General features: G+C 67.2%; 15 protein-coding genes and 1 tRNA gene. 3 read left to right on the plus strand and 13 right to left on the minus strand.

Annotation, left to right across the window (positions count from 1 at the left end):
* Positions 1-13: 13 nt before the first annotated feature.
* The 6 genes from ACE3OG_RS13215 to ACE3OG_RS13240 all read right to left on the minus strand — a co-directional run bounded on the left by ACE3OG_RS13215 (position 14) and on the right by ACE3OG_RS13240 (position 1,984).
* Complete coding sequence (locus tag ACE3OG_RS13215) at positions 14-355, minus strand: hypothetical protein (RefSeq protein ID WP_374309381.1); 342 nt, start codon at positions 353-355, stop codon at positions 14-16.
* A 30-nt stretch (positions 356-385) separates the two neighbouring features.
* Positions 386-544 carry a hypothetical protein gene (locus ACE3OG_RS13220; protein ID WP_374309383.1) on the minus strand — a complete coding sequence of 53 codons (159 nt, stop codon included), beginning with the start codon at positions 542-544 and terminating at the stop codon, positions 386-388.
* Positions 544-945 carry a hypothetical protein gene (locus tag ACE3OG_RS13225; protein WP_374309385.1) on the minus strand — a complete coding sequence of 134 codons (402 nt, stop codon included), beginning with the start codon at positions 943-945 and terminating at the stop codon, positions 544-546. The genes ACE3OG_RS13220 and ACE3OG_RS13225 overlap by 1 nt, the downstream gene beginning before the upstream one ends.
* A 126-nt stretch (positions 946-1,071) precedes the next feature.
* Positions 1,072-1,485 carry a hypothetical protein gene (locus tag ACE3OG_RS13230; RefSeq protein ID WP_374309387.1) on the minus strand — a complete coding sequence of 138 codons (414 nt, stop codon included), beginning with the start codon at positions 1,483-1,485 and terminating at the stop codon, positions 1,072-1,074.
* The gene (locus ACE3OG_RS13235; protein ID WP_374309389.1) at positions 1,482-1,709 is read right to left on the minus strand and encodes a hypothetical protein; all 228 of its coding nucleotides are present in this window, start codon (positions 1,707-1,709) and stop codon (positions 1,482-1,484) included. The genes ACE3OG_RS13230 and ACE3OG_RS13235 overlap by 4 nt, the downstream gene beginning before the upstream one ends.
* Positions 1,710-1,711: 2 nt before the next feature.
* Positions 1,712-1,984 carry a hypothetical protein gene (locus ACE3OG_RS13240; protein WP_374309391.1) on the minus strand — a complete coding sequence of 91 codons (273 nt, stop codon included), beginning with the start codon at positions 1,982-1,984 and terminating at the stop codon, positions 1,712-1,714.
* A gap of 35 nt (positions 1,985-2,019) precedes the next feature.
* Here ACE3OG_RS13240 and ACE3OG_RS13245 point away from each other — a divergent pair, with 35 nt between their 5' ends.
* Positions 2,020-2,352 (plus strand): hypothetical protein, encoded by a 333-nt coding sequence (locus ACE3OG_RS13245; protein ID WP_374309393.1) that lies wholly within the window; start codon positions 2,020-2,022, stop codon positions 2,350-2,352.
* A 27-nt stretch (positions 2,353-2,379) separates the two neighbouring features.
* Here ACE3OG_RS13245 and ACE3OG_RS13250 read toward each other — a convergent pair whose 3' ends face one another.
* The 3 genes from ACE3OG_RS13250 to ACE3OG_RS13260 all read right to left on the minus strand — a co-directional run bounded on the left by ACE3OG_RS13250 (position 2,380) and on the right by ACE3OG_RS13260 (position 4,115).
* Positions 2,380-2,988: a hypothetical protein gene (locus ACE3OG_RS13250; protein ID WP_374309395.1), complete on the minus strand. Its 609-nt coding sequence runs from the start codon at positions 2,986-2,988 to the stop codon at positions 2,380-2,382.
* Positions 2,985-3,494: a hypothetical protein gene (locus tag ACE3OG_RS13255; protein ID WP_374309397.1), complete on the minus strand. Its 510-nt coding sequence runs from the start codon at positions 3,492-3,494 to the stop codon at positions 2,985-2,987. The genes ACE3OG_RS13250 and ACE3OG_RS13255 overlap by 4 nt, the downstream gene beginning before the upstream one ends.
* Before the next feature lie 72 nt (positions 3,495-3,566).
* Complete coding sequence (locus ACE3OG_RS13260) at positions 3,567-4,115, minus strand: hypothetical protein (protein WP_374309399.1); 549 nt, start codon at positions 4,113-4,115, stop codon at positions 3,567-3,569.
* A gap of 347 nt (positions 4,116-4,462) precedes the next feature.
* Here ACE3OG_RS13260 and ACE3OG_RS13265 point away from each other — a divergent pair, with 347 nt between their 5' ends.
* Together ACE3OG_RS13265 and ACE3OG_RS13270 are read left to right on the plus strand one after the other, a co-directional pair.
* Complete coding sequence (locus ACE3OG_RS13265; RefSeq protein WP_374309460.1) at positions 4,463-5,041, plus strand: DUF5131 family protein; 579 nt, start codon at positions 4,463-4,465, stop codon at positions 5,039-5,041.
* Positions 5,042-5,246: 205 nt separating this feature from the next.
* Complete coding sequence (locus ACE3OG_RS13270) at positions 5,247-6,347, plus strand: tyrosine-type recombinase/integrase (RefSeq protein ID WP_374309401.1); 1,101 nt, start codon at positions 5,247-5,249, stop codon at positions 6,345-6,347.
* 60 nt (positions 6,348-6,407) lie between these two features.
* Here ACE3OG_RS13270 and ACE3OG_RS13275 read toward each other — a convergent pair.
* From ACE3OG_RS13275 to ACE3OG_RS13290, 4 genes are all read right to left on the minus strand, one after another.
* Positions 6,408-6,483, minus strand: a tRNA-Thr gene (locus ACE3OG_RS13275).
* Between the two features lie 283 nt (positions 6,484-6,766).
* Positions 6,767-7,147: a hypothetical protein gene (locus ACE3OG_RS13280; protein ID WP_374309403.1), complete on the minus strand. Its 381-nt coding sequence runs from the start codon at positions 7,145-7,147 to the stop codon at positions 6,767-6,769.
* Between the two features lie 144 nt (positions 7,148-7,291).
* The gene (locus ACE3OG_RS13285; protein ID WP_374309405.1) at positions 7,292-8,356 is read right to left on the minus strand and encodes a GNAT family N-acetyltransferase; all 1,065 of its coding nucleotides are present in this window, start codon (positions 8,354-8,356) and stop codon (positions 7,292-7,294) included.
* Positions 8,356-9,420 (minus strand): DUF2218 domain-containing protein, encoded by a 1,065-nt coding sequence (locus ACE3OG_RS13290; protein WP_374309407.1) that lies wholly within the window; start codon positions 9,418-9,420, stop codon positions 8,356-8,358. Before ACE3OG_RS13290 ends, ACE3OG_RS13285 begins: the two co-directional genes overlap by 1 nt.
* Positions 9,421-9,580 lie beyond the last annotated feature (160 nt).

A 9,580-nucleotide genomic window follows, 5' to 3' on the forward strand; every position in this document is an offset into this window, starting at 1 on the left:
TGATGCTCCTCCATCAGCCGGCGTCGCGATCGCGCAGCGCGTCGCGTGGGCCGGAAAACATGTCGATCTGGCTCGGGTGCTGGACGCTGATCGCGCCCTCGTGCGCCCAGAACGGCGTGCCGCCGAAGGCCTTGTCCTCCGGCAATTTGGTCTTCACCGTCGGCCTGATCTCGAGCCGGCCGCTCTCATAGGCGACGTCGAGCGTGACGGTGATCTGCGCCTTGCCCTTCTGGTCAGGCAGGCCTTCGAGCGTCTCGACCACCTTGGCGAGATGCTCGTCGCATTTCTCGATGAAGCGGCCCCTGTTGAGCTGGTCGAGCAGGTCGCGGAAGCGGCGGATAAGAAAGGATGACATTAATCATGCTCCGGTTTGCTGCGCGCCGGCTTACGGGCGCATGGCGAGATAGGCGCATCCGCCGACGAGCCAGCCGGAGGACGGCCCGCATGGCGCGACCGTTCCCGGCGCGGCGAGCATGACGAGGCCGAAGGCGACGAGGGCGAGGAAGGCGACGGTCCAAAGGACGTCGCGAAAAATCTGACGCATCAGGCGCGCTCCATGAGGTTGGGCAGGCAGCGGCGGAACATCGCGTAGAGGTCGTCCGCGACGTCGGCCGCCGGCCGCCGGCGGTAGACCGTGCGCAGGGGCGCGACGGCCTCGATGTCGGGCGCCCACGGCCGCGCGCTGGGTCCGACGAAATCGCGGCGCTCGGTCTGCAGCGCGACGATGTCGGCGCGGCGGATCGCCTCCTTCAGCCGCGCGTCGGGGAGCCGCAGGCCGGCGGCGGCGTGGATCGCCTCGTCGTGGCGCAGCGAGATCGTCGAGATCGTCGCGCGGAGCAGGCGGCCGCCGTTGCGCACGAGCCCGTCGGCGATCTCGATCAGCGCGGCCTTGAGCGGCGTGGTGAGGTCGCTGATGCGCGCCTCGTGCGCGTCGTGCAGCAGCACCCACGGGCGCGCCGCAGTAGCGGTTGATCTGGGCGAGCTGGTCGGCGATGTCGCGGAAATCGACCTCGGCAGGCGTGGGTCGCACGAGGTCGATCGGACGGCCGCGCCGGCCTTGCATCCATGCGGTCATGCGCGGCCTCTCGGCACGTCGATGACGATGGTCTGGCCTCCGTCGAGCCTGTCGCTGGGATCGCCGCGCAGGCGCGGCTCCATGTCCACCGCGACGCTGGCGAGGAAATCGCCGACAAACGCGGCTTGGCGCCCGCTGCGCGCGAGATTGTCGGCGAGGCTCTTGACGAACGCGCTAATGCCGGCCGCCGCTCCGAACGCGATCTCGCTGGGTTTCGTGCCGCGCGTGGCCGAGCGGTTGATCTCATGCGCGAGCCAGAGCAAAAAAGGCGCGGTGAGCGCCGTCTCCATGCGCATCTGCGCGCCGAGGCGGCCGTCGTCACGAAGATGTTCGGCCGGAATTTTGGCGACGTCGGCCGCGATCTGGGCGTCGAAGTCCGGGAGCAGCGCCCGCAGCTCGTCATAGGTCACTTGACTTCTCCCTTGGCCCAGCGGGTCTGGAAGGCCTCGATTTGGGACGGGGTCCAGCCGAGGCGCAGCAGATCGGCGGCGTAGACGACGCCCGCCTGAGCGAAGACGGCGCCCATGTCGGCGCCGATGCGCATGTCGATCAGCGTCGAGTCGTCCATGAGGGCGCGCGGGCCGAAAAGCTGGATCTCGAGCGGGTTGCGCGCCTGCGCGGCGGCGGCCATCACGCTCAGGCCAGCGCCGGCGCGCGCATGGCGGCGCGGCGGATGCGCTCGACGGCGAGCGCGGCGGCGTCGAAGTGACGGAAGGTCTCGTCATTGAGGAAGAGCGCGCGGCGGTAGGCCTCAAAGCGGACGGGCTCCAGCTCCAGCTCGGAATCGCTGAGGGCGGAGAGGACGTGGCGCATCGCGCCGATGGTGATCTCGTCGGCACGGTCGTGGCGGGTGCGGTCCGCCGCCGCCCGCGGCCGGCCCTCGTCGAGCCGTGCGGCCAGCGCCAGCACGCGCGCCTGCGAGGCGGCGAGGCGCTTGCGCAGGCTTGCGCCTGTCGGATGATGATCCGCAGCTGCGCGACGCGCTGCGCCTTGAGCCGGGCGACCTGCGCGCGGAGGTCGCTGTTTTCCTCGTCGAGATGGAGACGCCGCTCGCGGGCGCGGAAATGCGCGAGCAGCCGCACGCTGGGATCGAGGTCGGATTGGATGTCCATGGAGGCGCCCACCGGATTGCGATGGGCGCATCCTGTGGGCTTTTGCCCATGGTGTCAATGGGCAGAATAAAATTATGGGCGTTTGCCCATCTGGCGGCGCAGCCGGCGGCGCGCGCATGTCAAGGAGAGCTCGCGCGCGGATTCCCGGCGCCGAACTCTCCTTGACAATTTTCAGAAGTTATGAAGCCGACCTCACGCGTCGCCGATCTTGAGGCGCCGCGCCCTGCGGACGCGATCGGGCGAGGAAGCGATCAGCCTCGCGACCGTCGCGTCGACCAGCGCCCGCTCGGCTTTCCCTAGCCGCCGGACACAGGCGCTCGCGACGTCGAAGGTTGGCGTCTGCCGCTCGAGCCAGTACGCCCATTGGGCCTCGTCGTCTTCAGTGAGCGCAGCAGCTTTGGATGCGAGCCTGTCCCGGATATAGTCGAGCAGCTGAGGGCCATCGTCTCGATCTGGAGCGGCGGTCTGAACCCACATCAGGGCGAGGACGCCTGGCCGCGCGAGATCAACTCCGACTGGCGAAGTCCCGCGCAATGGGGTCAGTTCTGGTATGGCGGCGATCCAGCCGCCGAAATATTCCGTCGCTTCCCAAGATTTCCCGCTCTGGTCTTTCAGCGACTGGATTCCGTCAAGTCTGAACGTTCTTTCTGCATGATAAAGCATGCAAAATGCGGTCAGATATATTCCGTATTTCGTCTTGGATAGGTTCTCGACGCGCACCGTGCGCGACGATTTCTGGTCGAACCTGTCGATATATTCGATCTTGATGACCGCGCCGATGCGCTCGCCGTTGGGCGTCATCGCGTTCCGCGGTCCGGCGCGGCCTCCTTCAGGAGCCGCTTGAAGAGCGCGCCCTTCGGGCCAAACATCCCCTCTGCGTCACGGCATGACGCAGCCTGCGGCTGCTGCGCGAGTCTGGTCTTGACCGACGCGGCCGTCTTCATGAAGGCGGCGTTGCGCTTTCCGCCCTGATCGTAATCCTCAGGGGCGACGCCGGCGAGCGAGAGAAGCGTTGACGCCGCGCCTGTGTTGACCTGCCAGGCCGGGCAGGATTGAGACAGTCCGATCGCCAGCACATAGAGCCCGGTCGCGTAATCAGGATCAATCTCGGCGGCGGCCGCGCCACGGACTGCGCCGAGAAGAATACAACCGGCCGCGGCGATGAAGCAAAACAGTGGCGCGCCACGCTCCGCGCTCCTGCGCGCGCGACAAAACCTTTTCATTATATCCTGATGAGAATTATATTCATTGCGTCTGATCATCATTTTCAATCTGTGTTCAGCTTTATATTTTTGCACATTACGCATCGTTAAGAACGCCGTCAGCCTGACGCAGTATAGATACGGGATTATAAACTATCTATTTCGACGGGCTCGATTCTATGATGCGTTATCATGAGCTGATCCATGCAAGTCTCCTTGAGGTCGTTTACGAGCTGCGTGCTCGGCGCGAAGCTGATCCAGCACAACTGGATCAATCGGATCTTCGTCGCCTGGCTGGGCTAGAAGCGCTTCTACGGTCGATCGGAATACTGTCTCCAGAGCCTCCGCGGGCGTCGCCTGGCCGATCGGACCCATCGTCTGAAGGACCGCCTCAACTGTCGCGCGAACCAGAGACAGGACGCCCCCCCGGCGCCACTCTACATTAGGAAGGCCGGCGCTCGCGGCGCGCTCCTCCTCGCGACGCTCGAACGAAAGCCTGACCATTTCCGGCGTCGGGCGAGGTCCTATGCCCTTCATCACCCACGGCACGAAGGACGGTCCGATCGCGAAGACGATCTTCTCGATCTCGTCAGCCTTGCCGCGCTCCCTGTGGATGGCCTGCCAGACGTAGGTGTCGCTGCCTTCGCGGAAGCTGCTGGCTTTTTTGTAGTCAATGCCGCCCATCGTCAGGAGGTCGTCGAGACGTTTTCTGATCATGTCGTCCATGCGTGGGAATCTGCCCACCGTTGCGCCCATCGTCTAATGGGCGTTTGCCTCTTGATGTTATGGGCATTTGCCTATTACGCTACGCTCATGATCGATACCGAAGCTCTTTTGCGCGAGATCGACGCCTTCCTGGAGGAGCGCGTTATGTCCGCGACGACATTCGGCCGGCTCGCCGTCAACGACGGAAAGCTGGTCGGCCGCTTGCGCGGTGGCGGCAGTGTGACCCTGAACGTCGCCGCGAAGATCAGCGCTTTCTTGGCACGCGCGCCGGCGATTGGAACATCGTCTGGCCGGACGCCAACCCGCCCGGCTCGCTGCCGATCAGCCGTCACGAGCAGCGATTGGCCATGCGCGGGGCGGGTTGGCCGGATGCTATCCTGCGGCCGACTTTCCCCCTGCCGAACGTCTGGCTCGGCGTCTCGGCCGAGGACCAGCGCCGCGCCGACGAGCGCGTCCCCGACCTGCTCGCGACGCCGGCGGCGGTGCGGTTCATGAGCGCCGAGCCGCTGCTCGGCGGAATCAATTTCCACGACTGGTTTATCCGGGCCGTCAACGGCTTCTCGCCCGCGATTGACTGGATCATCGTCGGCGGCGAGAGCGGCCCGCGCGCGCGGCCGATGCATCCGGACTGGGCGCGCTCGATTCGCGACCAGTGCGCCGCGGCCGGCGTGCCGCTCTTCTTCAAGCAGTGGGGGGAGTGGGGGCCGATCTACGATAGAGATCACGACGACCCGGACTGGCGTCGGTGCGATGTGATCGCGAACAAAACGCCGCGCGGCCAATGGCTGAACCTCGCAGGCGGCCAAGGCTTCCATGGGGAGCGCGTCATTCGCGTAGACCGGATCGGCAAGCGCCGCGCCGGCCGGCTGCTCGACGGCCGGGAATATAGCGAGTTCCCGAGCGCGGCGGCCGAGGCCGCGCAATGAGCCGCCCCGCACCTGTTCTTTCCGCCGCCGAGATCGGGCGCGATACGCCGCTTCGGCTTGATGTAGCAGCGCGGCTGGCGTTTCCTGACGGCGGCGTCAGCCCTGCGGTCTTGCGGAAGGAAGCGGCGCGCGGCAACCTCGCCGTGTCCCGCATCGGGAAAGCGTATTTTACGACGCTCGCAGCGGTCGAGAGGATGGTCGAGCTATGCCGCGTCCGCCCAAAGGAGCGCACCTGTACCTCAGGCGGCGAAAAGGCCGCGCCCCAGTCTGGGTCATCAGAGACGGAAGCGATGAAAGCGGCACAGGCTGCGGCGAGGGCGAGCATCGAGAAGCTGAAGAAAAGCTCGCGACATACCTCGCCGGGAAGCACAAGCCAGATTTCCGCGACGGTGATCCCCGGCGTGTTCGGCTCGCCGACGTCCTGAATCTCTATGCCGATGAGCGCGCGCCGGCGCTCGGGCGCCCGGAGTTCGCTGCGCAAGCCCTCGTCAGGATCTTGGAGTGGTGGCAGGACAAGCACGCCTCCGACGTGACGCCCGGACGCTGTCAGGACTATGTCGCCTGGCGCACGGCGCAGCAGGTCGCGAACTTCACGAAGAACAAAGACAAGGCCCGGGGGGTGAGCTCGTCAACGGCGCGACGCGAGCTCGCGATCCTGTCCGCGGCGCTCGGCTACGCGTTCCGCGAGCGCAAGCTTGCGGCAAGGATTCCCGTCGTGCTTCCGAAAAAATCCTCGGCCCGTCTGCGGTGGTTGTCGAGGAGCGAAGCGGCCCGCCTGATCTGGGCGACGCGCAAAGAGAAGGCCCGGCACGTCGCTCGCTTCATCCTCATTGCCCTCTACACCGGATCGAGGCACGAGGCGATCATGCGCTTGCGCTGGCTCCCGTCGTCCGACGCGGGCTGGGCCGACCTTGAAGAAGGGCTGATCTTCCAGAAGGGATTCGTGGAGACAGAGTCGAGCAAGCGCCGTCCGCCGGTGCCGATCTCTGATCGCCTGCTCGCGCATATGCGCCGGTGGCGCACGGAGGGCGGGGCCTATGTAATCACGTGGGACGGGCTGCCGATGAAAAAAATGCGCCGGGCGTGGAACACGGCGCGGAAGCACGCGGGCCTTGGCCAGGAGGTCACTCCGCACGTTTTGCGGCACACCTTCGCCTCCTGGGCGCTGCAGGAGGGCCATTCCTATGAGCAGATCGCCGCCGCGATCGGAACGACGGCGAAGCTCGTCGAGGAGTGCTATGGCCACCTGTCGCCAGGTCCCCTGAAACGCGTCGTGGCGAGCGTCTCGGGGCGCGGGCGGCGGTAGGTTTTCGGGGCGTTTTCGGGGCTTGCGCCCCGATGATATAACCTAAACCTTTGAAAAGATTGGTGCCGCAAGAGGGATTCGAACCCCCGACCCCATCATTACGAATGATGTGCTCTACCGGCTGAGCTATTGCGGCGGGCTGTAAGGCTTCGACACCGGCCCAAGGCCTCTCCCTTAACGGCAGACGCCCTGAACTGCAACTGTCCTTCGCATCGTCGACGTCGCCCGCGCGCGACCTGTTCCGGCGTCGCCGGGCTGATCATCTGGACGCGTCGGCCTCGCGCGAGGCCAAGGCCGGCGCATGGCTCGCAAGCTTTTGAAGCCGGGGCGTTTCTTGTCGGTAGAATGCGCTCATCCGGCCGCAGGCGCTCGAGCGCCGCGCGGGGCGCGGTCCTCGCCGTCGCGGCCGGTGCGCGGGATCAGGGCTGGGCGACGCGCCACGCGCCGTCGAGGAAGCCGTCGCCGGTCGCGTCGCCAGGCTTCTTGTCCTTGCTCCATGCGTAGAGCGGCTTGCCGTCATAGGCCCATTGCTTCGAGCCGTCGTCGCGCGAGACGATCGAATACCGTCCCGAGGGCTTGTCGCCCGCGGCCGCCATGACCGGCGGCCAGTTGGCCGCGCAGGGGCCGTTGCAGGCGGATTTGCCGCCGGCGTCCTTCGCGAAAGTGTAGAGCGTCATGCCTTTTGCGTCGACAAGCGACGGACCCTTGGCTGTGTGTCCGATCGTGACGGGATTTTCGGCGTAGGCGCAACTGGCGCCGGCGCAGAGCGCGAGCGCCGCCGTCATCAATGATTTCAGCATGAAGCCCCTCCCTTGCCGGCCGCGCGTTTCAAGGCGCGCGGCTTTGGCCGCCTTCTCCGCGGTCCGCCGCGAAGTCTACCACCGCCGACGCGAAACGGCATGGCGAATCCCGGATGGAGCGGTCCGATCCGATTGGATGACGGCTCAGAGCGGCACTTCGGCGAAAAAGCGCTCGCGCCGGCACATCACCAGCATCGCGCGTTTATGGGGAAAGTCGAACTCCTTGACGCGGTCGTAGGCGACGTCCTCGCAATAGCTCAGGATCTTGACGTGGGAGGCGCGCGGCTCGCCGACGATGCGCATGGTGCGCGGATCGTCGAGGAAGAGGTAGTGGGTCAGCGAGCGGAACAGGGCGAGCGTGCGCGCGCGCCCGAGGAAGCGCGGCTCGCCGACCAGCGCGTGCCAGCCGCGGTCGAAATCCTCCGCCTCGTAATGCGCGCCGAGCCGGTCCTCCTTCGCCCAGTAGAATTCGAGATAGGCGCCGGGCTCGCCGTCGAGCGCGGCGACGACGCCGATCGTATGCGCGTCGGCCTCCTGCGCCGCGAGATAGGCGTCGAGCTCCGTCTCGCTCTGCGCCATGTCCCAGAAGAAGGCGACACGCTTCTGGTTCATCCAGCCGTGGAACAGGGCGAGGTCCTTGCGTCGGTCGATCGGCCGCAGCGACAATTCGCCGAGCCCGGGAACGAAGCGGCGGTACATGACTCCCGCAGGCTTGGGCGGGCGCAGCGGCGGCGGGCGGTCGGCGGGCCCAAGCCGCGAACGGATCGTCGAATAAAGGACATGCGCGCCGGCGTCGCGCCAGAGCGCCGGCAGGGCGTGGAAGACGGCGCGTTCGACGACGCCGAAGCGGGCGGCGCCGATTGCGCGCGCCTCCGTGACGAAGGGGACGAGCCCTGGCGCGCCGGCCGGGTCGGGGACGAGCGCGAACGAGGCGCCAGGGACGCTCTGGAAGGCGCTCGCGAGGAGCGCCGCGACGATCGGGACGGAGCCCGGCGCGCCGACGTCGGGCTCGTGAATCTCGAGCGTCAGCGCCTCGCCCCCGCGCCGCGCCAGCGCCGCGCCGACGAGGCGTCCGTCGCGTCGCGCCGCAAGGCGCGCGGCGTCCGCGGCGAGGGCGTCGATCTCGATTTCGACTGGAGCGCCGCCGCCGGCCGGATACTGCTTCACGACGACGCGCGCCTGCGCGTCCAGGGCTCGCCTTTCAAGCATCATCGCTCGACCGCACTCTCGCGCTCCCAATAGCCGACGACGAGATGGCGCTCGTGGCCGAGCCCGCGCTCCTTTCGCAGATAGGCGCGGATCGCCCTTGCGTCGGAGATCTCGCAGCCCGCCCAGACGAAGCAGTCGCTGTCGTAGGGGGCGGGCGCCGCGCGCACCGCCTCGACGAGAAGCCGCGATCCCGCAGGCGCGCGCGCGCGCTCGAGCCAGCGGATTTCGACGCCCGCGGGGGCGACGAGCGGCGTCGCGTCCCGCGCGTCGTCGATCTCGATCAGCGCCGCGCCGCGCGCCGTCGCCGGCGCCTCCTCGAGCATCCGCGCGATCGCCGGGATCGCCGTCTCGTCGCCGGCGAACAGGGTGAAGGCGGCGGGCGCGGCGGCGCGCCCGAGCGGGCCGGCCATGCCCACAAGCGCGCCCTCGCGGGCGGCGGCGGCGAAGGCGGCGCCGGGGCCGCCGTCCTCATGCATGAAGAAATCGACGTCGACCTCGCCCGCGGCGACGTCGGCGCGGCGCACGGTGTAGTAGCGCAACGCCGGGCGACGGCCGTCGGGCGGCTGGATGGTGCGCCCGCCGGGGCCGGGGCGCGGCCATTGCGGACGCTCGTCGCCGTCCGGCGGAAAATACATGCGCACATGGAGATCGGCGCGCGAGGCGAAGCGCGCGGCGTCGCCGCGGAAGGTGAGGCGGCGCATGCGCGGGGCGACCATGACGGCGCGCTCGAGCCGCATCTCGCGGAAATCGGAGAACAGCGGGCCGGCCTCGGTGTCGCCGCGCCATTCGATGTCGGCGAGCTCCTCGCCGGCGAAGGCGAGGACATGCTCGGCGACGACGGCGCGCAGTATCTCCAGCACGGTGCGGTCGGGCGCCTCGACGCGCAGCTTCAGCCCGTCGCCGGTCGCCTCGAGCACGCCGAGGCCGTCGTAAAACTCGACGATCGTGCGCGCCCCCTGCGTCGCGAATTTAACGTCGTGCTCCCTCATGTGCTCGATCAGCGCCGCGGCGACCGCGCCGGGATCGGCGAGCGGAACGTCGGCTTCCGAGATCAGCAGCGGCATGGCGTCGCTCTTTCTGCGGTCAACAGGACTTTCCCATGAATTAATGCGAAGCCGCAGTCGAGCGGATACATGAAACTAATATATGTGTCATCACTATTTCAATATCGCGCGCATAATTTATAATTTATCTAAGATGTAAGCTGCAAATACATAGAAATTC

Source organism: Methylocella sp. (genome assembly GCF_041905455.1).
In the GTDB taxonomy this organism is placed as follows: domain Bacteria; phylum Pseudomonadota; class Alphaproteobacteria; order Rhizobiales; family Beijerinckiaceae; genus Methylocapsa.

Bases quoted from the DNA above. Each gene is read 5' to 3' on its own strand.
- ACE3OG_RS13215 (WP_374309381.1), bottom strand. From the start codon at position 355: ATGTCATCCTTTCTTATCCGCCGCTTCCGCGACCTGCTCGACCAGCTC.
- ACE3OG_RS13220 (WP_374309383.1), bottom strand. From the start codon at position 544: ATGCGTCAGATTTTTCGCGACGTCCTTTGGACCGTCGCCTTCCTCGCC.
- ACE3OG_RS13250 (WP_374309395.1), bottom strand. From the start codon at position 2,988: ATGACGCCCAACGGCGAGCGCATCGGCGCGGTCATCAAGATCGAATAT.
- ACE3OG_RS13255 (WP_374309397.1), bottom strand. From the start codon at position 3,494: ATGCGTAATGTGCAAAAATATAAAGCTGAACACAGATTGAAAATGATG.
- ACE3OG_RS13260 (WP_374309399.1), bottom strand. From the start codon at position 4,115: ATGGACGACATGATCAGAAAACGTCTCGACGACCTCCTGACGATGGGC.
- ACE3OG_RS13265 (WP_374309460.1), top strand. From the start codon at position 4,463: ATGCGCGGGGCGGGTTGGCCGGATGCTATCCTGCGGCCGACTTTCCCC.
- ACE3OG_RS13270 (WP_374309401.1), top strand. From the start codon at position 5,247: ATGCCGCGTCCGCCCAAAGGAGCGCACCTGTACCTCAGGCGGCGAAAA.
- ACE3OG_RS13280 (WP_374309403.1), bottom strand. From the start codon at position 7,147: ATGCTGAAATCATTGATGACGGCGGCGCTCGCGCTCTGCGCCGGCGCC.
- ACE3OG_RS13285 (WP_374309405.1), bottom strand. From the start codon at position 8,356: ATGCTTGAAAGGCGAGCCCTGGACGCGCAGGCGCGCGTCGTCGTGAAG.
- ACE3OG_RS13290 (WP_374309407.1), bottom strand. From the start codon at position 9,420: ATGCCGCTGCTGATCTCGGAAGCCGACGTTCCGCTCGCCGATCCCGGC.